The sequence below is a fragment of the Bacteroides sp. PHL 2737 genome, assembly GCF_004115325.2.
GTDB lineage: Bacteria > Bacteroidota > Bacteroidia > Bacteroidales > Bacteroidaceae > Bacteroides > Bacteroides hominis.
This window is the reverse complement of sequence record NZ_CP040630.1, coordinates 4,607,519-4,632,975: the sequence shown is the minus strand read 5'-3', so window position 1 is coordinate 4,632,975 and position 25,457 is coordinate 4,607,519. Positions and strand designations below refer to the sequence as shown.

At 45.6% G+C, this 25,457-nt stretch carries 21 protein-coding genes and 1 tRNA gene; 13 read left to right on the top strand and 9 right to left on the bottom strand.

Translation table 11 applies throughout. The annotated features are described in order from the left end of the window. Positions 1-80 precede the first annotated feature (80 nt). The 3 genes from DBK98_RS19255 to DBK98_RS19245 all read left to right on the top strand — a co-directional run bounded on the left by DBK98_RS19255 (position 81) and on the right by DBK98_RS19245 (position 3,446). Complete coding sequence (locus DBK98_RS19255; protein ID WP_032535733.1) at positions 81-980, top strand: LytTR family DNA-binding domain-containing protein; 900 nt, start codon at positions 81-83, stop codon at positions 978-980. Between the two features lie 102 nt (positions 981-1,082). After that, positions 1,083-3,026, top strand: a complete 1,944-nt coding sequence (locus tag DBK98_RS19250; RefSeq protein ID WP_032535734.1) for a TonB-dependent siderophore receptor — start codon at positions 1,083-1,085, stop codon at positions 3,024-3,026. A 12-nt stretch (positions 3,027-3,038) separates the two neighbouring features. Next, on the top strand, positions 3,039-3,446 hold the full coding sequence (locus tag DBK98_RS19245) for a DUF2141 domain-containing protein (protein WP_022011996.1): 408 nt from the start codon (positions 3,039-3,041) through the stop codon (positions 3,444-3,446). Between the two features lie 72 nt (positions 3,447-3,518). On the opposite strand, the gene DBK98_RS19240 is transcribed toward DBK98_RS19245, so the two are convergent. Both DBK98_RS19240 and DBK98_RS19235 read right to left on the bottom strand, forming a co-directional pair. Continuing rightward, complete coding sequence (locus DBK98_RS19240) at positions 3,519-3,863, bottom strand: hypothetical protein (RefSeq protein ID WP_005807567.1); 345 nt, start codon at positions 3,861-3,863, stop codon at positions 3,519-3,521. Next, on the bottom strand, positions 3,860-4,162 hold the full coding sequence (locus DBK98_RS19235) for a septum formation initiator family protein (protein WP_032535735.1): 303 nt from the start codon (positions 4,160-4,162) through the stop codon (positions 3,860-3,862). Before DBK98_RS19235 ends, DBK98_RS19240 begins: the two co-directional genes overlap by 4 nt. 148 nt (positions 4,163-4,310) lie before the next feature. Between DBK98_RS19235 and DBK98_RS19230 the strand changes: the two genes are divergently transcribed. The 10 genes from DBK98_RS19230 to DBK98_RS19185 all read left to right on the top strand — a co-directional run bounded on the left by DBK98_RS19230 (position 4,311) and on the right by DBK98_RS19185 (position 17,063). Then, positions 4,311-6,155 (top strand): DNA polymerase III subunit gamma/tau, encoded by a 1,845-nt coding sequence (locus DBK98_RS19230; RefSeq protein WP_032531692.1) that lies wholly within the window; start codon positions 4,311-4,313, stop codon positions 6,153-6,155. 100 nt (positions 6,156-6,255) lie between these two features. After that, positions 6,256-7,236: a head GIN domain-containing protein gene (locus DBK98_RS19225; RefSeq protein ID WP_032535751.1), complete on the top strand. Its 981-nt coding sequence runs from the start codon at positions 6,256-6,258 to the stop codon at positions 7,234-7,236. A 424-nt stretch (positions 7,237-7,660) separates the two neighbouring features. Beyond that, on the top strand, positions 7,661-10,399 hold the full coding sequence (locus DBK98_RS19220) for a carboxypeptidase-like regulatory domain-containing protein (RefSeq protein WP_032535736.1): 2,739 nt from the start codon (positions 7,661-7,663) through the stop codon (positions 10,397-10,399). A gap of 26 nt (positions 10,400-10,425) precedes the next feature. Further along, a complete protein-coding gene (locus tag DBK98_RS19215; protein ID WP_005780509.1) occupies positions 10,426-11,640 on the top strand; it encodes a DUF4876 domain-containing protein in 1,215 nt (404 codons plus the stop codon). Positions 11,641-11,678: 38 nt separating this feature from the next. Beyond that, on the top strand, positions 11,679-13,229 hold the full coding sequence (locus tag DBK98_RS19210; protein ID WP_032535737.1) for a DUF6850 family outer membrane beta-barrel protein: 1,551 nt from the start codon (positions 11,679-11,681) through the stop codon (positions 13,227-13,229). A 20-nt stretch (positions 13,230-13,249) separates the two neighbouring features. After that, positions 13,250-13,834 (top strand): hypothetical protein, encoded by a 585-nt coding sequence (locus DBK98_RS19205; RefSeq protein ID WP_005807551.1) that lies wholly within the window; start codon positions 13,250-13,252, stop codon positions 13,832-13,834. Then, the gene (locus DBK98_RS19200) at positions 13,818-14,393 is read left to right on the top strand and encodes a PepSY-associated TM helix domain-containing protein (RefSeq protein WP_032535738.1); all 576 of its coding nucleotides are present in this window, start codon (positions 13,818-13,820) and stop codon (positions 14,391-14,393) included. The genes DBK98_RS19205 and DBK98_RS19200 overlap by 17 nt, the downstream gene beginning before the upstream one ends. 27 nt (positions 14,394-14,420) lie before the next feature. After that, positions 14,421-15,308 carry an ABC transporter ATP-binding protein gene (locus tag DBK98_RS19195; protein ID WP_005807547.1) on the top strand — a complete coding sequence of 296 codons (888 nt, stop codon included), beginning with the start codon at positions 14,421-14,423 and terminating at the stop codon, positions 15,306-15,308. A gap of 22 nt (positions 15,309-15,330) precedes the next feature. Further along, complete coding sequence (locus DBK98_RS19190) at positions 15,331-16,002, top strand: hypothetical protein (RefSeq protein WP_005807545.1); 672 nt, start codon at positions 15,331-15,333, stop codon at positions 16,000-16,002. 32 nt (positions 16,003-16,034) lie between these two features. Continuing rightward, on the top strand, positions 16,035-17,063 hold the full coding sequence (locus tag DBK98_RS19185) for a DUF4857 domain-containing protein (protein ID WP_032535739.1): 1,029 nt from the start codon (positions 16,035-16,037) through the stop codon (positions 17,061-17,063). A 152-nt stretch (positions 17,064-17,215) separates the two neighbouring features. Here DBK98_RS19185 and DBK98_RS19180 read toward each other — a convergent pair. From DBK98_RS19180 to DBK98_RS19150, 7 genes are all read right to left on the bottom strand, one after another. Next, positions 17,216-17,291: transfer RNA gene (locus tag DBK98_RS19180), tRNA-His, on the bottom strand. A gap of 78 nt (positions 17,292-17,369) precedes the next feature. Then, the gene (locus DBK98_RS19175; RefSeq protein ID WP_032535741.1) at positions 17,370-18,488 is read right to left on the bottom strand and encodes a CapA family protein; all 1,119 of its coding nucleotides are present in this window, start codon (positions 18,486-18,488) and stop codon (positions 17,370-17,372) included. Between the two features lie 12 nt (positions 18,489-18,500). Beyond that, positions 18,501-20,132 (bottom strand): TlpA disulfide reductase family protein, encoded by a 1,632-nt coding sequence (locus DBK98_RS19170; RefSeq protein ID WP_032535742.1) that lies wholly within the window; start codon positions 20,130-20,132, stop codon positions 18,501-18,503. Positions 20,133-20,195: 63 nt separating this feature from the next. Beyond that, positions 20,196-21,077 carry a bifunctional methylenetetrahydrofolate dehydrogenase/methenyltetrahydrofolate cyclohydrolase FolD gene (folD, locus tag DBK98_RS19165; RefSeq protein WP_032535743.1) on the bottom strand — a complete coding sequence of 294 codons (882 nt, stop codon included), beginning with the start codon at positions 21,075-21,077 and terminating at the stop codon, positions 20,196-20,198. A gap of 19 nt (positions 21,078-21,096) precedes the next feature. Further along, the gene (locus DBK98_RS19160) at positions 21,097-22,182 is read right to left on the bottom strand and encodes a TlpA disulfide reductase family protein (protein ID WP_032535744.1); all 1,086 of its coding nucleotides are present in this window, start codon (positions 22,180-22,182) and stop codon (positions 21,097-21,099) included. Between the two features lie 404 nt (positions 22,183-22,586). Then, complete coding sequence (gene ffh, locus DBK98_RS19155) at positions 22,587-23,906, bottom strand: signal recognition particle protein (protein WP_005780411.1); 1,320 nt, start codon at positions 23,904-23,906, stop codon at positions 22,587-22,589. A 161-nt stretch (positions 23,907-24,067) separates the two neighbouring features. After that, the gene (locus DBK98_RS19150; protein ID WP_005780409.1) at positions 24,068-25,390 is read right to left on the bottom strand and encodes an MATE family efflux transporter; all 1,323 of its coding nucleotides are present in this window, start codon (positions 25,388-25,390) and stop codon (positions 24,068-24,070) included. Positions 25,391-25,457: the final 67 nt, after the last annotated feature.

Sequence of the window (25,457 nt, the reverse complement as noted above, 5' to 3'; positions counted from 1 at the left end):
TTTAAGATTATCTCTCGATTTATAGCTGTCCGTGCGATATTTTATATTACTTTGCAATAAGAGTGAAAAACAGAATACAAATGGGAAATCATTGGAGTGAAAAAATACGAAGATACCTGCAAAGTCCTTATCCGGTTGTGTATCAAAGATGGAAGGTGGTATTGATTTCTTCGTTGGTCGTATTCCTTATATTACTGGTTTTACAGCCTTTCGGAATATCGGGCATTGAGGGGCATAAGTTTTGGATACTTTTGGGCTTTATGGGTGTGACAGCAGTATTTCTGAGCATCCCCGTGTATCTTTTTGCCTGTCTGTTTCCGGAGTTTTACAAAGAAGAGGGGTGGACTGTATGGAAACAGATAGTCAATCTGTTGATGGTAATCTTATTTATTGCTGTCGGTAACTGGCTTTATTCAACATTTGTTTTTGGCTGGGGGCTGCGTTGGGATGTCTTTTGTGTTTTTGCATTGTTCACTTTGGTTATCGGACTTTTCCCTACAGTACTTTTCATTTTATTGAATCAAAACAGGTTGTTGGCTATCCATTTAGAGGAAGCGACGGAGATGAACCTCCATTTACAGCGGCCAGTATCTGCGACGGAATCTATAGAAACAACTGAAATAGTTTCTTTGCTTTCGTTCCAGGGCGGTACCAGGGAATCTTTGGAATTGGACTCTAAGGACTTGTTGTATATAGAGTCCGATGGAAACTATATCCGGGTGAACTATCAGAAAGGAGGCAGAACTATGCAGTGTCTGTTGCGGATGACCATGAAGCAGGCGGAGGAAGTAACCGGTGGGTCTCCGTTGGTGGTGAAGTGCCACCGTGCTTTTTTGGTCAATCTCCGTAAGGTGGTAAAGGTTAGTGGAAACTCACAGGGCTACCGTTTGCTTTTGGAAGGTTGTCCGGAAGAGATACCTGTATCACGGGCCTATTCCAAACAGGTTAAAGAGCTGATGGAAACTATAGTCGGCAAATAACCGTTGGTCACAAAAAGATGCAGTTCGTCACATAGGACGAGCTGCTTGTCACATATCCGGGCTGTCTGTCCCGGATATTTTTTTGCTTGGAACCGATCCTTTATGTTTGCCGGTGAAAATGTTAGCAAACAGACCACAATGAAAAGATTCTATGTAACAGTAATTGGAAGCTTGATGCTTCTCCCGGTTTCACTCGTAGCCCAAAACGTAACTACGGATACCATTTTTTTCACGACTTTAGGTGATAGTATATTGTTGGACGAGGTAGTCGTCAAAGCACATAAAACTCCCAGGGCTAACAGCCGCTGGAGCGATTTGCGACCGGTCGATCTGGTAACGGTAGGAGGAGCTAACGGAGATTTATATCGGGCTTTGCAAACCCTTCCGGGGGCTCAAATTCAGGGTGAAAGCGGTCGTCTGCTGGTGCGTGGCGGGAGCAGTAACGAAACACAGACCTATATAGACGGCATGCATGTGTTGAATCCTTATACTACAACCGGAGCGGATACTCCTGCACGAGGACGCTATTCCACTTTTATGTTCAGTGGTGTCAATCTGGCTTCCGGCGGACAGTCACAGGAGTATGGAGAGGCCTTGTCTGCTGTACTTCCTCTGGAAACCAAGGACCATAGTACGGTCAATAAACTGGGGATGAATGTTTCTACCGTCGGGTTGGGAGGAGGTGGTACGCGGGCTTTCGGGCACTCTTCACTTTCGCTGAATCTCGATTATCAGAATCTGTCACCTTATTATCGGGTTTATCCTTCCCGGACTGATTTCAAGCAGCCATACGGTATGTTTTCCGGTGCTGCCCAATATCGGTACACGCCGGATGAAAGGACTGTATTCAAATTATATGCAGGGTATGACCGTACTTCCTTTTCGAATTATGCAGATGCAGACCGTCATCTCTTCGGTTTGGGTGAAAACAATGTTTATCTGAACACTACCTTCCGCAAACGTGCCGCTTCCGGTTGGAATTGGTTTTTCGGGGCTGCGTATTCTTTTTATGACCGGCGAGTGGGAGGTGCAGTGACAGGCGGGGATGCATGGAGTGAGCGGCAGCAGGAACTTCATTTGAAAGTCAGGTCCTTCCGGCAATTTACTCCTTGGCTACGTCTGGATGCGGGAGTTGAAACTTTTATCCGGTCATATTGGGATTATTATCGGTTTGAGTTGCTCTATGATGAAAACCGTATGTACCCCACGATCTGTGCAGGATTTCTTTCGTCCATTTTTTATCTGTCGGAACACTTCAAAACAGAACTGTCTTTCCGTCCGGAGTATGTTTCATTGAACCGGCGGATGAACTGGTCTCCCAGAGCTGCTGTCAGTTATGCGTGGAATCGTTTGTCAATCTCGGTTGTGGCAGGACAATACACTCAATTACCGGAAAATAAATACCTGATAAAAAACACTGCTTTGCCCTCTAATATCTGTAGGCAGACTCTCTTCAGTCTCCAATACGAACAGAGCGGGCGATTTTACAAAGCGGAGTTTTATTACAAAAATTATAAAAGGCTGGAATTGTCTGTTCCCCAAGGTATGGTTCCTGATGGATACGGATATAGTAAAGGCATTGACCTATATTTTTGTGACAATGCCCTATGGAAGAATTTTGAATACCGTTTGTCCTATTCTTATAATCTTTCAAAACGGAAATACCGGGAATATACTGAACTGACCGTTCCGCAATACGCTACCCGTCATAATGTGTCATTGGTACTGAAATACAGTGTTCCCCGTCTGCGAACCATCTTCAGCGTGACCGACCGGTTGGCAAGTGGGCGTCCTTATCATAATCCGGAGCTGCCGGGGTTGATGAATGATGAAGTAAAACCCTGCCATTCTCTCGATTTGGGTATCACTGTGCTGGCGAGTAAGAAGGTTATCGTACATGCCTCTGCCACTAATCTGACGGGGCGTAAGAACGAATATGGACGGATTAACGGACAGGCCGTCCGTGCTTCCAGTGACCATTTCTTCTATCTGGGAGTTTATATCACTTTAGGTAAGAAAGTAGCTTATGATGTTTCTAATTTTTAAATATTTACCATTATGAAGACAATGATTATTTTGCTGTTTGCAGTATTAACGAGTGTGTCCGTAACGGGTCAGAATCTGACATTGATTGTCAAAGACGTGGAGCATGTGGACGGATCTGTTTACGTGGCTATCTATTCTTCCAAACAGACCTTTATGAAGAAGCCTGTTTTCGGTTTTCGAGTAGGAGTGAAGGACCGGACAATAGAGATACCCTGTAAGGGAATTCCTGCCGGTACTTATGCCATTTCCCTCTTTCAGGATGAAAATGAAAACGGGAAGTTGGATACCGGTGCATTCGGGCGTCCTTTGGAAAAGTTCGGGTTCAGCAATGATGCCGAAGGAGTCTTGGGAGCTCCTTCGTTTGAAAAATGCTGTTTTGAACTCGAACGGGACACTACGATGGTTATTCATTTAAAGTAGTGTATCATTCGGTTTCAATTGCTGATGCAAGTGGAAGGTAGAGAGGAAACTTTGAAAAAGGGGAGCTCTTTTTTATTTAGAGAGCTCTTTCTCCTCTTCCTGCGGAATGCGAAAAGCTGTATAAAGTTCCAATATAGCTGCTATGGTGAGGCAGGCAATCCATTCGTTGCCGCGTGTGGTGAACATGAATGCACCTGTCAGTATCAATGCCAGTGCACCGAATATCTGTTGAATGCGCAGTCGGCGGAGCGTTTTGCTTTTTGCCCGGAGCGGAGTGTTGACCTGGGCCAATGCCACAAAGCCTGCCCCGATGGTATATATATAAGGTGCATACACCCATCCGGTGATAAAGACGGCAGCTCCTACGAGAGCCATCACGGCGCCTACGGCGAAAAGTGCGGGTATCAGTTGTTTCATTCGTTCTCGTCAAATACGTAAATGTCTTCGTTGGGCTTTTTCATCAGATATTTTTCGCGCGCTATCTGTTCGATGGCTTCAGGATTGGTGCTCAACGAGTTGAGGCGCTCCGTGTTTTCTTCATACTCTGCGCGGTATTTATCAATCTCTCCCTGCAAGCGGCTGATTTCGCGTGCATAGCCGATGCGGCGGATCATACTGTTTTCGTCCAAAAAGCCGATGATGACTCCGAATGCCAGGACGGTGATCCAGTATTTATGTCTGCCTATAAACTCCCAGATTGTGATTAATTTGCCCATGATTTTCTCATTAATTCCAGATGCAAAGATAAAACTAATAACTTAAAACGTAGCATTTCCGCTCTAAAACTTATTCCGCTTCCTTTTTTCTCCTTGCACTTTTTTGCGTACATTTGCACAAACTCAAAAAACAGAGATCATCCGGAATATGGAAAACTATATCGTATCCGCCCGTAAGTATCGTCCTTCCACCTTTGAGTCGGTCGTGGGGCAACGGGCACTGACCACTACACTGAAAAATGCTATCGCCACCCAGAAACTGGCGCATGCTTATCTGTTCTGCGGACCGCGCGGAGTGGGTAAAACTACTTGTGCACGTATCTTTGCCAAGACCATCAACTGTATGAATCTTACGGCAGATGGCGAAGCCTGCAACGAATGTGAGTCGTGTGTCGCTTTCAACGAGCAACGCTCGTACAACATTCATGAACTGGATGCGGCGTCCAACAACTCGGTAGACGATATCCGCCAACTGGTGGAACAGGTGCGTATTCCGCCACAGATAGGTAAGTATAAAGTGTATATCATTGACGAGGTACACATGCTGTCGGCCTCGGCTTTCAACGCCTTCCTGAAGACATTGGAAGAACCTCCCCGCCATGCCATTTTCATTTTGGCTACAACGGAGAAGCATAAAATCCTTCCCACCATTTTGTCGCGTTGTCAGATTTACGATTTTAACCGTATCAGTGTGGATGATACCGTGAATCATCTGTCTTATGTGGCATCGAAAGAAGGAATCACGGCCGAACCTGAAGCCTTGAACGTGATTGCGCTCAAAGCCGATGGAGGTATGCGTGATGCACTTTCCATTTTCGACCAGGTAGTAAGTTTCACCGGAGGTAATATCACCTACAAGAGTGTGATTGAGAATCTTAATGTGCTGGATTATGAATACTATTTCCGCCTGACAGACTGCTTCCTTGAAAATAAGGTAAGTGATGCTTTACTATTGTTCAACGATGTACTGAACAAAGGATTCGACGGTAGCCATTTCATCACCGGACTTTCATCACACTTTCGTGATTTGTTGGTGAGCAAAGATGCTGCTACACTCCAGTTGCTTGAGGTAGGTGCCAGTATCCGCCAACGTTATCAGGAGCAGGCACAGAAGTGCACATTGCCGTTCCTGTACCGGGCCATGAAACTTTGCAATGATTGTGATATGAACTACCGCGCCAGCAAAAATAAACGTCTGTTGGTGGAACTGACCTTGATACAGGTTGCTCAGCTTACCGTTGAGGGGGATGACGGCAGTGGTGGGCGTGGCCCTAAACAAGCCATAAAACCCGTCTTCACGCAACCCGCCGCTGCACAGCAGCCTCAGGTAGCACCTGCCGCTTCGCAATCTCAGAGTACGAATGTCGCTGCACCTGCTGCTCCGCAGGTTGCACCCCAGCAAGCCACTGCCTCTCCGGCTGTCAACATACGTCCGGGCGGAGCGGTTTCTCCACCGGGAGCTATGCCCGATGCGGTACGGATGGCGCAGTTTAAAGAAGAAAAGAAGATTCCTGTGATGAAGAAATCCAGTCTCGGACTTTCCATCAAGCACCCTCAGAAGGAGGAAGAGCAGCAGGGATCGGGAGCGGTCCATACTGTCCAGGCGCAGACACAGCAGATTGAAGAAGATTTCATCTTCAATGAACGCGATTTGAATTATTATTGGCAGGAATACGCCGGACGTATGCCGATAGAACAGAAAGCGATTGCCATGCGTATGCAGAACATGCGTCTGTCATTGCTCAATGATACGACTTTTGAGGTGGTGGTAGACAATGAAATCATTGCGAAAGATTTCACGGCACTGATTCCCAACATACAAGCATATTTGCGTGGTTCATTAAAGAACCGCAAAGTGACAATGACCGTTCGTGTCAGCGAAGCGACGGAGAATGTACGTGCCGTCAGCCGTGTGGAAAAGTTCCAGATGATGGCACAAAAGAACAGCGCATTGTTGCAACTGAAGGAAGAGTTCGGTTTGGAACTGTATTAAGGAAAGCAACCATCCGTTTTTTTGCAAGAAATACAGGTTTCTGTGCAACGTTCCGGATACTTGTTACGTCTAATAGCTATAATCAAAAAATAGAATGAATATGAAAACAATTTGTAAGAGAGGGATCAGTGCATTTCTTTTTCTGTCTTTGTTGATGTCGGCAACGTTGGTAAGTGCCCAAGGAGCGATTGTGGCAAGTGGTAAATACATAACGAAGAACGTTAAAGTGTCGGGATTCGATCGGATTCAGCTGAAAGGAAGTCCGACCATTGAATACACACAGTCGTCGGGAGGAACCAAGGTTCAGGTTACAGGATCGGACAATCTGGTCGATTTGATAGAATGCCGGGTAGAAGGAAGTACGCTGATAGTGAATATGAAGCCACATACTAATATTTCTTATGGTAAAGCGGGACGGCTGAAAGTCCTGGTTTCCAGTCCGTCTTTAAGAAGTGCTTTCCTTCAGGGGTCGGGCGATATCTATTTAGGTAATCTGAAGGCAGAAGAACTTGAGGTATCATTGGCCGGTTCGGGAGACATCGTTGCGGGAGATGTAACATGCAATGGTGATTTTTCTGCTTTGTTGAAAGGTTCCGGAGATATTGATGTGAAAGGACAGATTCGTGCTAAAAGTGTGAGTCTGACTTTGCAGGGTTCGGGTGACTTGAATGTTGTCGGTGTTACCGGGAGCGAAATCAGTGCAATGCTTCAGGGATCAGGTGATCTGAAAGTAAGAAGTGCTTATACCACATCGACCGTAACGGCAAAATTGAGCGGATCGGGTGATATGGATGTATTGGGTATCCGTGCCAATAATGTGGCGGCACAATTGGCCGGTTCGGGTGATATGACTCTGTCCGGTTCTACCCGCGATGCCACATTGGTGCTGAGCAGGTCGGGAGAACTTAATGCGCGTAAGTTGGATGCAGAGAATGTAACAGCCCGTGTCAACGGTTCCGGAGATATTACCTGTGTAGCTACAAAGACACTTGTGACTAATATTCAAGGAAGCGGTGAAGTTTCATACAAAGGAAATCCGAGTGTGCGGTCGACAGGTAAGAATCACCTGAACAGACTTTAAACACTTTGTATCCTACCTGTCGGGTAGAATACACGAAACGCCCCTTAACAATATATGTTATTCCGATTACATATATTGTTAAGGGGCGTTTCATATATTGTTATTTCATAGGGGTATATATTGGATCAAGCTTCCTGTGATGTAAGCCGAAATAGGAACGTCCCGCATTTGATCGGATGTTATCTATATATAAACGTGCTTGGAGGAAGATAAGGACAGTAAATAAAAAAGAGTCATAGCTAATGTCAGAATGGTAATCCTATAATAGAAAGATTTCATCAAAGGTGATTTTACATTGATAAAGATTAGGTAAAACAACTAAATGTAGGTATTGTGTTTGCATATAGATACAATATTATACCTAAATTTTGGTATTGTCCCCGCTGTGGGTATATTGTACTTTTGCAAGCTAATAGAAAGTGAGATGATTCGTAAAATTGCATATATACTTTTTTTATTTATAATTTGCTGTAATGTGTCTCGTGCGTGGGGGCAGACGTTTGTATTCCGGGGTACTGTATTGGATGAACAAACTCATAAAGCATTGGATTATGCCACCATTCAGTTGTTTGTGGAGAAACAGTTTGCTTATGGCGGAATAACAGATGCAAACGGACATTTTGAACTTCTTCATATCAAGCCCGGGACCTATCGGATCGTCGTATCTTATTTAGGGTATGATTCTACCGAAAAAGAGATTAAAGTGCTTGGAAATACTTCAGAAATCTTTCATTTAAAGCCCTCAAACATGGCGTTGAACGAAGTGGTAGTGACTGCTTCCGAATCAAAGCGTGCTACCAGTGCTTCCATAGTCGACCGTACTGCCATGAAACATCTTCAACCCAGCAGTTTCAGTGATTTGATGGAACTGATACCCGGGGGAAAATCGGCTGATCCTCAGATGGGACAGGCCAATCTGATTCGTATACGTGAAACGGGTAAGACGGAAGATATCTCTTCATTGGGAGTTGGATTTTACATTGATGGTATTTTTCAGAATACGGATGCCAATCTGCAATATATGCCGAGTAGCACTTCTGCTGTAAATGCGACGAGTACGATGTCAAAGGGACTGGATATGCGTACCATTCCGACTGATAATATTGAAAAGGTGGAGATCATTCGTGGTATTCCCTCTGTAGCTTATGGTAACGTGGCAAACGGCGCTGTGATTATCCAGCGTAAAACCAGCGAAAGTCCGTTATCTGCACGCTTCAAGGCTGATAAGACCAGCAAACTGTTTTCAGTGGGCAAAGGATTCCAGTTGGACGGGAACGGACGTTATGTTTTGAATGCCGATTTGAGTTATCTGGATTCAAAAATAGATCCGCGCAACAGCGTGAAAAACTATACCCGTCTCACAGCCTCCACCCGTCTGGATGGAAAATGGTTATGGAATGAACGTAATATTCATTGGAATATCAGTACCGACTATACCGGATCGTTTGATGATGCGAAACGGGATAAAGATGCAACCGTAAAGGAGGACTCTTATAAATCAGACTTCAGTAGTTTGAAGATGGCAGGAAAATGGAACCTGAAATTCCCTAACCATTCGTGGATTCGTGAGATTAGCGCGGCAACTTCTGTCAGTTGGCAGTGGGAGAAGATGCGTGAAACGAAATCTGTGTCTCTGAATCGTCCGGCCGCTATTGCTACTCAGACAGAGACCGGAGAATCTGATGGCATCTATCTGCCTTATAATTATGTGGCGCAGATGGAAATTGACGGTAAACCTTTATATGTTACGGCTTCTGCCCGTACGCAATTGGCTTTTCCACTGGGGATGCTGCAAAATGCAATGAATATAGGGATGGAATGGAATTATCAGAAGAATTTGGGAGAAGGCCAGGTATTCGATGTGACACGGCCCATCAGTGAAAGTTTGAGTACACGTCCGCGCCGTTTTAAGGACATACCGGGGCTGCAACCTTTCGCCTTCTATGCCGAGGAGGTGTTGAATCTTCCTGTAAATAGACATAAATTGGCTTTTACGGCCGGTATCCGCTTGCAGTCCTTATTGGGGCTGGACACTAAATATAAGATGCAGGGTAAGATATATCCCGATCTCCGTCTGGACTTGCAATGGAGTTTGCCGGTATCAAACGGATGGAATGTTGCCTTTTCGGGAGGTTTGGGCTGGATCAGCCGTATGCCGACCACCGCACAGCTATATCCGGATTTTAAGTATGTAGACTTGATCCAGCTGAATTATTACCATACCAACCCGGATTATCGCCGTATCAATATGATGACGTATAAATGGGATAATACAAACTATCAGTTGGAACCGGCACGTAACATGAAATGGGAAGTGCGGGCCGACGTCAGCTATAAGGGAAACCGTCTGTCGATGACTTATTTCCGCGAACGGATGAACAATGCTTTTGATGATATCACTTATTATAAATCATTAGCGTATAAGCTATATGATCCTGCAAGTATCGACGGCTCAGCTTTGACGGCTCCTCCCCAACTTTCCCAGTTGACTTATGCAAATGAATATAATCTGGATGTGTATTCCACACAAGGCAATGTAATGAAGGTGCGTAAAGAAGGAGTGGAGTTTCAGTTCGCTTCCAAACGAATCGAATCGCTCAAGACCCGCGTCACTATGTATGGAGCCTGGATAAAGACAGTTTATAATTCGGACTCTCCCAAATATAAGGCCTCTTCTATATTGTTGGACAACAAACAGTTGAAATATGTGGGGTTGTATAATGGGGACAACGGAACAGAAAGCCAGGCATTCAATACGAACTTTATGTTTGATACCTATATACAGCGTTTGGGGCTTACTTTCTCCACGTCGGCACAATGCACTTGGTATACCAACAGACGGAACTTGTGGAATAACGGCGTGCCGGTAAGCTATATCGATCAATCCGGTGAAACGCATCCGTTTCGCGAAGAAGATAAAAACAATATTCAGTTACAGCATCTGGTGGAGAAATATTCAGCCACTTATTTTGAGCGTACTACTGTGCCTTTTTATATGGATATCAATCTGAAGGCGAGTAAACGGATCGGTAAGTATCTGAATCTGGCTTTTTATGTAAACCGGCTTTTGGGTATTTATCCTGATTATACGTTACGGGGCGTACTGCAACGGAGAACGTCCGAATCGCCTTATTTCGGTATGGAAATGAACTTGACTTTTTAGTAAATGAATAATAAAACAAAATAGAAATGAAGATGAAAAAGAATCAATTGACAATCGCAATCCTTTTTGCGACAATGCTGGGATTTACCGCATGTAGTGATGATGACAAAGTGAGCATATCCACTGTAGGTATTACCACTACTGTAGATACAACCATCGAGGGTCTGCAACTGACCGGTGGAACCTATACTTTTGAAAATGTAAATACATCTGTCAAGACAGACATTGCCTATCCGGCTCAAAGTATTGAATTGGCGGACGGGTTGTATAATGTAACTTTCATTGGTAAGGGAACTTACTCACAGAATGGAACTCCGGTGGAAGTCGATGTACAGGGAGTGCAACAGAATGTGGCCGTATCCGGAGGGTCATACAAGTTGGAACTGAAAGTTCATGTACTCAATACAGGTGACCCCGATTTTGTGATTGCCGAGATATTTATTCCCGGAACCTATAATGAAGCAGGCAAGCAATATAATGGCGACCAGTATGTACGTATCTATAATAACTCGGATAAAGTTTTGTATGCGGATGGATTGATATTTATGGAATCACAATTCCAAACTACCCAGAAATATCAGTCGGTAGATCCGGATATTATGAATGAAGCTATTGCGGTAGGCTCTGTTGTAGCGGTGCCGGGCAGCGGAACAGATTATCCGGTACAACCGGGAGAGTCCTTTATCCTTTGTGACAATGCGATCAATCATAAAGAGGCTAATCCGAATTCTATAGATTTAAGTAAAGCCAATTTTGAGTGGTATATTGAATCGAAGCAAGATGTGGATAATCCGGCTGTTCCCAATCTGGATGTTTATTATTGTTATTCCAAAACTATCTGGGTGTTGAATAAACAGGGAAATCGCGCCTATGCTATCGGCAGATTACCCAAAGGCATGACTAAAGAAAAGTATATTTCAGACTATGCATACAACTATACGTATATCATGCAAAATGGAACAGCCAGTAAACCGCAAAGCAAATATAAGTTCCCCAATGAATGGGTGATTGATGCTGTAAATGTAGGTGCTTCCAATGAATGGCAGTGGAATGTTACCTCTACCGGGTTGGATATGGGGCATACTTATATCGGTGTGAACAATACCGTTGCAGAAAACATCGGAAAGTGCGTAATGCGTAAAGCTGCCTATAAGGATGGTGATCGGGAAGTATTGCAGGATACAAATAACTCTACCGTTGATTTCACACCTGCGGCTACTCCGAGCCTGTTTAACAAATAATTGAATCCATCCTATTGATATATAAATCTTTATTATTCATGATGCGAATCCGAATTATCATTACGTTGCTGATTGCTTTATTTGTGGAGAGTCGGCAGGAAGCCTTCGGGCAGACTGCCGACACACTCTCCCTGTCCGATAAGGTAATCCGTACCGCTTCATTCGCGACCGGATTTCGTGGTGAGGTATGGCGGAATCCGGCACTTTATTATTACTATACTCCGTATACATGGACAAGGCTGGACGTAAATGGAGCTTATCATGATAAAGGAAAAGCATCTTTGAAACAGGAAGGTGATAAGGATACCCGTATCGGGGTAGATGTCAACTCTTTCGTCATTCTTTCGGAACGTGATCGTGTATTCGGTTCAGCAGGATACAGAAGTGAGAAGCAGGAGAATGTGTTATGGAATGAAAATATAGACTGGAAACTGATCGCTCCTTACGTGACCGGTGATTCCATTGGCGGTTTCCTGAAAGGAGAAACTTATTATTTCAATGGAGGTTACGCCAGTGAGTCGGGTTCCTGGACGTGGGGAATCACCGGTGGTTACAGGGCGTCTCATAATTATCGGGATAAAGATCCGCGTCCGCGTAATACAGCTTCCGATCTCTCTTTGGCTTTGGGAGCAGGATATCGTCTGGGGACATATCGTTTGGGAGTTTCCGCAGATTTCCGGCTTTATCAACAGAAAAGTGAGATTTCATTCCTTGCAGATAAAGGTTCCACTTCGGTATACCATATGTTGGGATTGGGCATGGATTATGTGCGTTTTGCCGGAAACCAGACCGGAACGAAGCATCAAGGCACCCGGTGGAGAGGAAGCATAGGCATTCTGCCGGCTGATACGGAGAAGGGGATATCGGCCACAGTCTCAATTGACCGTATGTCGATGGACAAGAAATTGAGCAATGCCAATAATCTCACTTTGCTGGAATTGAATACGACTGATTTGAAAGGGAACGTGACTTGGATGCGGGAACTTCAGCAGGCAGAACACCTTGCAGTGAAACTGGATGCAGGCTATACAGTCCGTAAAGGAACGGAGAATATTTACGGAGAGGCGGGCGGAAGCTCCTATGGAGCATTAATCAGCACATCTCCGGGAATGAAGGTCACGAATAGTAGGATTGCCGTAAGTGGTTTGTGGGAGAAGCTTTTGACCGATAAAGGTGTATGGGGAGGAGCAATTGTTCCAAACATAATCTACCATCGGTTGGAGACGGATTACAACGCCGTATCCCGGTTTGTTCACCTGTCTGCTCTGGAGGGTTCTTTGCGTGCCCGTTTGCAGTATCAGAAGAGGCAGCTGCGATTGACCGCAGAAGCAAACGGTGGATATTATGCCAATTTATCGGCTGAATATTCTTTACCGGGATTGGATGCCGCGAAGTCGTCCGCCCGGACTTTGTTGGCGAATATTGACTATTTATCTGATAGCTATAGTATGGTAGGGATTCGTCTGCAAGGGGATTATCCCATCATGAAACAGTATAACCTGTCTTTGTCTGTTCAATGGCAGACTGCATATTATAAAAAATGCGGAACGGCCCAGTATGCCGCTTGTTCACTGGGCATCTTTTTCTGAAAAATAAAAACAGTTAGCATATGAAAATTAAGTTTATGGTCGCTGCAACCTTAATGGCAGCTTTAGTAACTACTACTTCTTGTGGAAACAGTAACAAACAGAGTCAGTCCGAAAAAACGGAGCAGGCGGCTCCGGCGGCATTGAGCGTCGATAACCTGCTGGCGCATGCCGATTCACTGGCTAACCGGGAGGTGACTATAGAAGGAATCTGCACACATACCTGCAAGCACGGAGCTACAAAAATATTCCTGATGGGCAGTGATGATACCAAAACGATTCGTGTGGAAGCCGGACCTTTGGGTTCGTTTGACACCAAATGTATCAATGCCATTGTCACAGTGACCGGAACGTTAAAGGAACAGCGGGTAGATGAAGCTTACTTGCAAAACTGGGAGGCTAAACTGAAAGCCCAGACCGAAAAATCTCATGGAGAAACTGCTGCCGGATGTGATTCGGAAAAAAAAGCACGCGGTGAAACAGCCAACACTCCTGAAGCCCGTATTGCGGACTTTCGCGCAAAGATAGCAGAAAGAAAAGCTGCTACCGGAAAAGATTATCTGTCATTCTACTATATGGAAGCCAGTTCTTATGAGATCGCAGAATAAAGGTGCTGCATTCCGCAAATGGAGCCGGATTATCCACCGTGATCTGTCTTTCTTCTTTGCAGGAATGATTTTGATTTATGCTATTTCGGGTATCGTGATGAACCATAGGGATAGCATAAATCCCCATTATACAGTGACACGAACGGAATATAAAATAACAGAGGACCTGTCGGACAAGAATAAAGTCAATAAGAAGATGATTTTGGCTTTGTTGGAACCACTGGACGAAGCCGGAAATTTTACTAAATATTATTATCCGAAACCGGATCGGATTAAGGTTTTTCTGAAAGGAGGTTCAAGTCTGGTGATTAATACCCGGACAAAAGATGCTGTCTACGAGGGGGTGAAGCGCCGTCCGCTGATCTCTTCCATGGTACAACTCCATTTCAATCCGGGCAAGTGGTGGACTTGGTTTGCCGATGCCTTTGCTGTCTGTCTGATTATTATCACTGTCAGCGGTATGGTGATGATAAAAGGTCCTAAAGGATTGTGGGGTAGAGGGGGAGTCGAGTTGGTGGCCGGTATTCTGATTCCTATTCTTTTCCTGACGTGTTTCTAATAACAAACGAAAAATGATTTATAAAGCATGAGTGCAATTATAGAATGTAAGAACCTGACTCATTATTACGGTCAACGTAAAATTTATGAGAACTTGAGTTTTGAAGTACCTCAAGGGCGTATCTTGGGATTGTTGGGTAAAAATGGCACAGGGAAAACGACAACCATTAATATATTGAGCGGTTATCTTCAGCCACGTTCGGGCGAATGTCGCATCTTTGGTGAGAACATTCAGACCATGGACCCTGCTTTACGCAGGAATATCGGCTTATTGCTGGAAGGTCATGTTCAATATCAGTTTATGAATATCACACAGATAGAAAAGTTTTATGCTTCTTTTTATCCGGGACAATGGAAAAAGGAGGCTTATTATGACTTGATGAATAAACTGAAGGTAGCTCCGGGGCAACGTATCTCAAGAATGTCGAACGGACAGCGTTCGCAAGTGGCATTGGGACTGATCCTGGCACAAAATCCGGAGTTGTTGATTCTGGATGATTTCTCTTTAGGACTTGATCCGGGTTATCGCCGCCTTTTTGTGGATTATTTGCGTGACTATGCCCGTTCCGAGAACAAGACTGTTTTCCTGACTTCCCATATTATTCAGGATATGGAGCGGTTGATTGATGATTGTATTATTATGGATTATGGTTCTATCCTTATTCAACAACCTATTGAAACGTTGATGAAAGAACTGAGAAGATATACTTGTACTGTGCCCGAGGGTTATCAGCCTCAGTTGCCGGCAACTTGCTATCATCCGGCTGTCATCCGTCAGACCTTGGAGACGTATTCTTTTTTGCCTCCCATGGATGTGGAGAAACTATTGAAGGAAAGTCAAGTTCCCTTTACTGGTTTACAGCACGAAAATGTAAGTCTGGAAGATGCCTTTATCGGTCTTACCGGAAAGTATTAATATGTAAATAAATAGAAGAAATATGATACAAGCCATATTTTATAAAGAGTGGATAAAAACGCGTTGGTATTTGTTGCTGGCAACTCTTTTTATGATAGGAATCACAGGATATTCCATGCTTCGTATTGGCCGCACCATTGCCATACAGGGAATCGATCATTTATGGGTGGTAATGGTTCAGAAGGATGCTATATTTATTGATTTGTTGCAATTTGTCCCTTTACTTATCGGTATTTTGCTTGCTGCCGTACAGTTTTTTCCCGAGATGCAACGTAAGTGTTTGAAACTTACTTTGCATTTGCCTTATTCACAGAAGAAGATGGTCATGTCGATGTTAGCTTATGGTGTACTTGCACTGGTTACCTGTTTTGCTATGAGTTTTATTATTATGGGAGTTTATCTGCCACAACATTTTACAAGTGAGTTGGTGCAGCGTATCTTATTATCTGCAGCTCCATGGTTCCTTGCCGGATTTGCCGGTTATTTGCTTGTTTCATGGATTTGCCTGGAGCCCACATGGAAACGCAGGGTTTTGAATCTGATTATTGCGGCATTGATTTTCCGTGTCTACTTTCTGGCTCCGGGAGCGGAGGCTTATAACAGTTTCTTGCCCTGGCTGACACTTTATACGCTGCTTATCGCTTCTCTTTCGTGGATTTCTGTGGTACGGTTCAAGGCCGGTAAGCAAGACTAACTGAATGTTTATTACTAAAAAATCAAACAAACATGATTCGATTCAGCAAAATATTTTTTTATGTTACTGTGGCTGTCCTGCTTGTATGGCAGTTGCCTTGGTGCTATGCTTTTCTCACACTGAAGCCTGTCAAAGCTCCTTTTACTATGTATAGTTCCGTACTTGGTGATTTTGTTATTACACAACTGGATGAGAATAAGCAACTTCACCGCTATGATACAAAAGGCAATACATATACACAGCAGCAGGTGGACAGTTTATTGCCTTCTCTCTATGTACGCCAGCTTACGGCGGACGAACGTTTCCCTGATACCATTTGTGGCAAGGCGGTTAGTCCGAAAGATATTCAATTGACAAACTTTACTTTCAAGAGTGTGCCGTCAGCCATCAATGCTCCCCAGACAGGACTTTATTTCCTGATGGAGTCCATGTCCAAACGGGTGGATTTAAAAATGCCCGAAGATGCATTCCGTTTTACCGATAAAGGTATGGAATTTATTCGTATGGAGACGAATCGTATAGATGAGGCGAAGAGCAAATTGTTTACGGATGTGCTGGTTCAGAAAGGATTTGCTTTTCCCGCAAGCTATGCTTCGGGCAATCCGACTACCCGTAAAGACTATGATGAGGGATATCTGGTTTTAGATGCCAACCATAAACTGTTCCATCTGAAGTGCACCAAGGGACGTCCGTATGTGAAAGCTATTCAGTTGCCTGAAGGAGTCTTGCCGGAATATGTGTTTATTACTGAGTTCCGTAGTCGCCGGACTTTGGGGTATATGGTTGATAGCAAGCATCATTTTTATGTTATCAATAGTGATGGAAGTTTGGTGAAATCAGCTCTCCCCGGTTTCGATCCGGCAAAAGATGAGTTGACCATCTTTGGAAATATGTTTGATTGGACTGTAAAGTTATCGACAAATAAAGATGATTATTACTATGCCCTGGATGCTACAGATTATTCACTGATTAAAGAACATGCCTATAAAGATATGCGTCGTTCTGTTCCGGGATTGTCCTTTACATCTCCTGATGATAAGTTTGTCATGCCGCGTTTTTAAATGCGGCATGATAAAATATATTTCATTTTAATGACTATATATTACTTTAGAGGCAGGGTCAAAGCCCTGCCTCTAAAGTAATATAATTTTCTGGAAAGCCTGATATATAACGAAGAAGAGGAAATTCATTATTGAATTTCCTCTTCTTCGTTGGGTGGAAGACCGGACTCGAACCGGCGACATTCAGAACCACAATCTGACGCTCTAACCAACTGAACTACATCCACCATGTTAGCATCTCTCTCAAATGCGATGCAAAGGTAGCGATTCTTTTTAAATCTGCAAACATTTCGCGAACTTTTTTCTTCAAAAAATGTATTCATTAATTCCGCGGTTATGCTTGCGGAAGAGTTCACGCGTGTCATTAATAAAGATTTTCAGGCGGTTACGTTCTTCTGCCGATAAAGAGTCTGTCGGAATACTTGCGGGATATAAAACGTAATTTTTCTTTTTGGAGAGTATGGGGCGTGCCGTCCATACCAGACCATATCCGCAATTACTGACAGATATGCCCGTGCTGTCTTTCATTAATTCGAGTTTAAATAGCAGTCCGCCGTCTGTTTTACGGGCAGACATGTTCGAAATAAAATTGCCTAAAGAGTAGAGGACTACATTCTGCCGACCGGTGAGGGTATCGGTCCGCAGCTCCATGGGTTGCACTACATGGGGGTGGGAACCGATCACATGGGTAACTCCTTGACTAAGTAGCCAGTCGGCCAGGGAGGTCTGCTCCTTATTGGGCAGTGACTGATATTCGATCCCCCAGTGCATGCAGGCAATCAATACATCCGGATGCAGAGCCTTAGCAGCTTCAATGTCCTGTGTCATGACAGCCTTGTCGATGTAGTTGACTATGTTTGGGGGAGAAACTTTAATGCCGTTGGTGCCGTATGTATAGTTGAGCAGGGCAATCCGAAAGCCGTTCTGTTCCAACAATAGTGGATAGCGTGAAGCACGGGCCGTACTGTCAGTGTAAGTTCCGGCATAAGGAATTTGTAGCGAATCCAGCATCAGGATAGTTCGTTCCAGCCCTTTTTTGCCCCGGTCGAGACAATGATTATTGGCGGTTATCAATACATCGAAGCCGGCGTCTTTTATGGCGGACAGATATTCGTCGGGAGCACTGAAAGCGGGATAACCCCGGTAAGGTTTTCCTCCGAGAGTTACCTCCAGGTTGCCGATGGCAATGTCTGCTTTACTGATTTCTTCTTTTACCAGTTTAAAGTAGTCCGTGTAGTCGTATCCCTTGGTGGTCCGGGCTGCATCTATCTGTGCCTGATGCTGCATTAAGTCGCCTGCAAAGAGGAGTGTAATCTTCTGCGCAGATATCGTATCGGGCGCCGGGACAGGGACGGGCTGTTCTTGTGCATTGCTGCTGCAAGATACAGAGCAGAAAAACAGGGAAAGAAGAATCAGATGTTTCATAAGCAACAGGTATTAAAGTTCTTTCTGAAGAATGTGTTCCACCTCCTCGGCTGTAGGGTTCACGGCAAGAATGATTCCTTGGGCGTTCACCAGGAAAGTTCCTCCGGCAGCATTCGGTATCCGGTATTTTGACCAGATCTGTTGAACATCATTCAGTTCGATAAGGTTCAGCCAGGGGTAACCGTCTTTCCGTATGGCTTCTCTCATACGGATATCGCTGTTCTGCTCGCGCGCTACGCCGATGACGGTGAATCCACGGTCTTTGTATTTTTCGTAGATGGGAATCAATTGCTTGGAGGCCGTACGGCACGGACCACACCAGGAGGCCCATAGGTCGATCAGAGCCACTTTGCCCCGGATCTGTTCGGACAACTGAACCATGTTGCCGTTCAGGTCGGGAGCGGAGAAGTCGATGAAACGGTTTCCCGCTTTGGGCTGGTTATTGTCGACAAACATTTGCATTTCCCGGGTATAAGGATGTTCGGGATAGCGGGAGGCGTACACTTTTTGAAATGCTTCCAGATAGGGGGTGACGTCTTCGCCTTTCCGTGCGTTCTCCACCTTTATTTTCAAGATGAATAGTCCTAACAGCGAAGGGTGTTGCGAGGCTTGTTCCGTTTCCCAAAGAGTCTTTTTCCGGAAGAGTTGTTCCCTTTCCTTCATCAGTGCTTTTGCTTCTTCTGTGAATGCTTCGCCACTTTCTTCCAGGCGGTCCCTTTCTCTGAAGAACTTGTTCTTTTCTTCGGGATTGTCTTTCACCTGATCGAACTTTTTCCAGAGTGCTTGCATGGCTTCGCTTTCAAAACGTCCGTATTTCTCGAGCGTATCTCTTCGTGCGTTGAGTTCATCGAAACTGAACTTATCCTTCCCTTCCGCTTCAAATTGCCGGAGGGCCGTGGTCAGTGGGTTGAGGGTCTCTATGCGATAGGGTGGGTGTGCGTCTATGGGAGATATGGTGAAAGATACCGTTCCATTCTCTGCGAAGAAAGTGACCGGATACCAACAGCCGTTCAGCAGGTCGTCCCAGCAGATAAGTTCGTAAGCCTTTTCGTGGTCGGTATAGAAGTCGTACTCAAAGATGCCGTTGCGTACCGGTATCGAAATCCACGGGGTACCGTTCGTATTCTTGTTGCTTTCTATGAGTATCAGGCGGCTGGTTTGTGGGCGGTCTGCCATTTTTCCGGTCAGGTGGCAGTGTACTTTCTTTTGGGGGGCAGATGCGTCAAGGCAAATCCCCTCGATCCGGAAGTCCTCTTCATTGTTGCTTTCTGCAAAGTCTATCGTCCGGTCCTGCGGGTCGATAGGGGCAAATTGCAGGATAAACGTCACATTGCCCGAAGCCGGCATGTATACTTGCTTGTCCAGCTCGAAACCTTGCGATCGGACGACAGGGTAATTCTTTCCGCTTTGCACTCCGTGTAGAGAGAGCCCCGAAGCCAGCCGTATCCAATAGTTAGGGCGCGAGTAAGCATCCATATACAGAATGGTAGCTGTGTCATTACGGACGATCCGGCTGATTTCAAGTGCGTCGGTATTTCTTTTTTGATATGAAGGATAGTCGATAGAGAAATTTTGTGCGGTAGCCCATGGGGTACATGCGAAGAGAAGGACGCACAAGCTTGTAGTTTTAAATATCGTATTCATGATGCTAAGGTATTGAAAAAATTTCCGTTTCCCCCTCTATGAAGAGGGAAACGGAGGAATGGGTTATTGATAGATCGCCTTTTTACCTGCCAGCAGAGTATTCTTCATCAGAGAGACGATGGTCATCGGGCCTACACCTCCCGGAACAGGGGTGATGTAGGAGCATTTCGGAGCTACCTCATCGAACTTCACGTCACCTGTCAGTTTAAAGCCCGATTTCTTGCTGGCATCGGGCACACGGGTAGTACCTACGTCGATTACTACAGCACCCTCTTTCACCATTTCCGCTTTCACGAAGTTGGGTTGTCCCAGTGCGGCGATGATGATATCCGCTTCCCGGCACTCTTTCACCAGATCTTTCGAACGGCTGTGGCATACGGTTACCGTTGCGTCTCCCGGATAGGCCTTCTGCATCATCAGTGCTGCCATCGGCTTACCGACAATGTTACTGCGTCCCAGTACGACGCATTTCTTACCCGAGGTCTCTATCTGATAACGTTTCAGCAGTTCGAGGATACCGTTCGGGGTGGCCGATACATAGCAAGGCAGTCCGATAGACATACGTCCTACGTTGATCGGATGGAATCCGTCCACATCTTTGCGGTAATCGATGGTCTCAATCACCTTTTGTTCCGAGATATGTTTCGGTAACGGAAGTTGTACGATGAATCCGTCTATATCTTCGTCATCATTCAGTTCACGTACTTTGGCGAGCAGTTCGTCCTCTGTCACATCACTTTCGTAACGGATCAGTGACGACTTGAATCCGCACACTTCGCAGGCTTTCACTTTGGCAGCTACATATGTCTCGCTGCCTCCGTCGTGTCCTACGAGGATGGCTGCTAGGTGAGGGCGTTTGCCTCCATGAGCCACTATTTCTGCCACTTCGGCTGCAATCTCCTGTTTTACTTGTTCGGAGATGGCTTTTCCATCAATCAGTGTCATTTCTTATTCGTTTATTGAGTTATTTATTGTTTAGTACTTCGGCTACTTTATTTTTCATTCCTTCTTCTCTGAGGCCACGTGCGATGATGGTTCCGTCAGGTCCGAAGAGGAGGATGAAAGGGATACCTTTTACACCGTACAGATCCATGGGCGTCATACCGGTGTCGATAATTTGCGGCCAGTCGATATTGAGTTCCTTGATCGCTTTTTTGGTATTTTCCGGTTTGTCCCAGACTGCTACTCCCAGGACAGTCAGTCCTTTGTCTTTGTATGTGTTGTAGAGTTCGGCTATATGAGGCGATTCGGAACGGCAGGGGCCGCACCAGCTTGCCCAGAAATCTACCAAAGTGTATTGACCTTTGCCCACAAAATCGGATAAAGAGCTTGCGGTACCGTCTACGGTCTTACCGCTGAAGTCGATAAACTTTTGTCCTACTGCCGTCGCTTTCATGCCTTGAAACTGCTTTTCGATGCGGTGATATACGCTCAGTGACTTCAACCAGGGGCCGGAAGCCGCAAATATGGTGTCCATCTCTTCGGGCGAAGCGCACATGGCAAGCTCTCTGATGGCAAACTCTCCGAGTACATTGTCCGGGTTCTTCATAAACATGTCTTTGTATAGTCGGGTATAAGTCGGAAGCCAGTAAGTATCGGTGTATTCTTTTTTAAGCCGGAGTTGTTCCGATTTGTCTTCTGTTTGCTGTTCGATGGCCGCATGTCTTTTTCTCAACTCTGTGGTCAGCTCAGATGCCTTATCAGATATGTGGGTATACTCCTCATTCATTGGCGTTCCCTTCGGGTCATTGTGAGTCAGTACATTGACCTGGATGTTGCCCCCTTCGAGGATGAAGTTGGCATACTCTCTCCCTGCATCGATGCGGCAAAAACAGGGGATGTCCACTTTTCCGGTGAATTTAAATTGCCCGTTGGTCACTTGCGTGCTATCCACTTTCATTCCGTCGTCATAGCGGCTGATATAGAGTGTCTGTCCGTTCAGGGTAGAATCGTTTATCAAACCTTCTACCGTATAGGAGTGCCCATTGTGTTGTGCGTTGGCTATCCCGGCTATGGAAGCAAACGCCAGAGTGAAGAGAATGTGTTTCATTGATTCAATGTTTTTATGGTATCAGACAAAAGTAATATCATTTATCATCCCCTGTTTTTTGTCAAGAGTAGCTTTATGGATTATTAACAGGAGGAGGGGAGGGGGCGAAAGCAGGGAGGTGCTTTTCGGGATAGAGCCTCGGTCCGATACAAGTAGAGCCGGGGTTTTGCCGAAATGCAGTAAGCATTTGGAGGAAATGCAGCCGGCATTCGGGAGTATGGCAACCGTCTTCGGAGGCTTAAGCTGCGGGCTGTAGGTTCTCCTTTCGGTCAGGTGCATAAAAAAAGGAGGAACCACGGTTTCCTCCTTTTATTGCATTCTGATTGAATCTATTGAATGATTACATTGACAAAGATACATCATCTCAAAGCCAAAGTCAAGCTTTCGGGACGAAAAGTACAGTTTTATTTCATCTTCGGCATCATCTTGCCCATTTTGCTGCTGGTTACCATCTTCATCATTTTGCGGGTCTGGTCGAATTGCTTCAGCAAGCGGTTCACTTCCTGGATAGTCGTACCGCTACCTTTGGCGATACGTGTACGGCGCGAGCCATTCAGGATAGCCGGATTGCTGCGCTCTTCCGGAGTCATGGAGTAGATGATGGCTTCAATGCTCTTGAAAGCATTGTCGTCAATGTCGATGTCTTTGATAGCCTTGCCTACACCCGGAATCATCGATGCAAGCTCTTTCAGGTTACCCATCTTTTTGATCTGGCCAATCTGGCTGAGGAAGTCGTTGAAGTCGAACTGGTTCTTGGCAATCTTTTTCTGAAGGCGTTTGGCTTCTTCTTCATCATATTGTTCCTGCGCGCGTTCCACCAGCGAAACAATATCACCCATACCTAAGATGCGGTCGGCCATACGGGCGGGGTGGAATTGGTCGATGGCATCGAGTTTCTCGCCTGTACCTACAAATTTGATAGGCTTGTTCACAACCGAACGGATAGAGAGGGCGGCACCACCACGGGTGTCACCGTCGAGCTTCGTCAGCACTACGCCGTCGAAATCGAGACGCTCATTAAACTCCTTGGCGGTGTTTACGGCATCCTGACCGGTCATGGAGTCTACCACGAACAAAATTTCGTTCGGTTGGATGGCTTCCTTGATGGCTGCGATTTCATTCATCATCTGCTCGTCGACTGCCAGACGTCCGGCCGTATCGACAATTACCAGGTCGTAACCTTTGGCACGTGCCTCCTTGATGGCGTTTTGAGCTATGGCAACGGGATCTTTGCTGTCGATTTCCGAGTACATCGGTACATCGATTTGTTCGGCCAATACACGAAGCTGTTCGATGGCGGCAGGACGGTAAACGTCACAGGCAACGAGCAACGGGCGCTTGTTCTTCTTAGTTTTCAGCATACGTGCCAGCTTGCCTGAGAAAGTAGTCTTACCCGAACCTTGCAGACCGGACATCAGGATGACTGCCGGTTGGCCTTTGGTATCTATCTCGACAGTCTCTCCACCCATCAGTTGAGTCAGCTCGTCGTGAACGATCTTCACCATCAATTGGCTTGGTTTTACGGCTGTGAGCACGTTTTGTCCCAATGCTTTTTCCTTCACCGTATCCGTGAAGCCTTTGGCTACTTTATAGTTAACGTCGGCATCGAGCAGTGCCTTGCGCACGTCTTTCAGGGTTTCTGCTACGTTGATTTCGGTGATTTTGCCTTCACCTTTCAGAATCTTAAACGACCTTTCGAGTCTTTCGCTTAAATTGTCGAACATATCTTTGAATTATGAATTACTAATGATGCGTAAAATCCACCACGGATTACACGGATTAACACGGATTAACACGGATTTTGTATTTGAAATAGAGAGTATCTGTGCTAATCTGTGTAATCTGTGGTGAAATCAGCCGCAAATGTACAAAAATCTCTTGTACTTTATATCTTTTTGTTCTGCCATTTTGCTTTTTTGAAGTAAATATAGCTTGTGGCGAGCAACAGTGTATAGTACAGTATCTCAATTGTAAAGCACCATTCGATGGGAGCTTTTACCCACATTCCGATGAAAATGATATACGATCCGTAGATTGCGATGGTGATGGCTTCGAGCATCAGTGCCGCCTGAGTGTTGCCTGTGCCCGATATGCCGTTGAATACCACATTGGCTACCGAAGCAATCAGCATGGCCGCGCAGATAACGTATACCGATGGTACGGATTCACTGATCAGCGCTGCCTCGTTGGTGTATACCGAAAGCAATGCCTGTGGGAAAAGGGCGGTTACGATGACCAGTCCCAGCATGATCAGGAAAGAGAAACGCCCGATTTTGTTTATCAGGGGCATCACGTGTTCGATGCCTCCCGCGCCGATGGCGTTGCTCACCAGGCTGTTGGTGGTGGTTGCCAGTGCATTTACCGGAATCAACATGACGATGTAGATACTTCGTACGATGTTGGCAATGGCGAGTTCACGCTGTCCCAACCTTTCCACAGCCACGAAGAAAATGAACCAGGTGGCCATTGACAGAAAATACTGCAACATGGTGAAGCACGATATGCTGAGGATGCGCATCAGCAAAGCCGGGTCGAACGAGCGTAAACGGTTGAGACCGTATCTTTTCAGGTCGACGGTGATATACGTATAAATCAGGAAGAACAGCAGAGAAGCCGCTTCGGCTATTACCGAGGCGATGGCGGCTCCTTTGATGCCCATCTCCGGCAATCCGAAGTGTCCGAATATCAGGGCATAGTCCAGTACCACATTGGTCAGAGCCATTACTACCGCATTGATGGTAAGTACCTTGGTGCGGGTGATTCCGATATAGAGTGCCCGGAACATTACGTTGACAAACGAGAAGAAAAAGCCGAAAATGCGCCAGTCGAGAAATTCCATCGTGGCGTCATAAATGCTTTCGGAAGATACCAGCAGGCGCATGATGTTGCCACCGAATGCTTTGGTAAAGCCGAAAAGCAGAAGAGCCATGGCAAGCAGGAACAAGACTCCCTGGATCATGACAGGCCCCACGTCGGTATAACGCGCTTCACCGTTGCGGCGGGCAATGACGATCTGTGAACCGGTGCTGAATCCGAAGGCAATGGTGAAAATACAAATATAGAAAAGCCCGCCCATGGCAGAGGCACCAAGAGCTATCTCACTGACGCGTCCCAGAAAGGCGGTGTCGGTGACATTTATGACATTTTGCGCAAGCAAGCTCAGGAGAATCGGGTAACTGACACTCCAGATCTGTTTGTTGGTATACATAAATAAGGATTTTAGTTTGCAGGCCGCAAAGATACAACTTTCTGCAGAAGTTGACGAGTCACCGGGA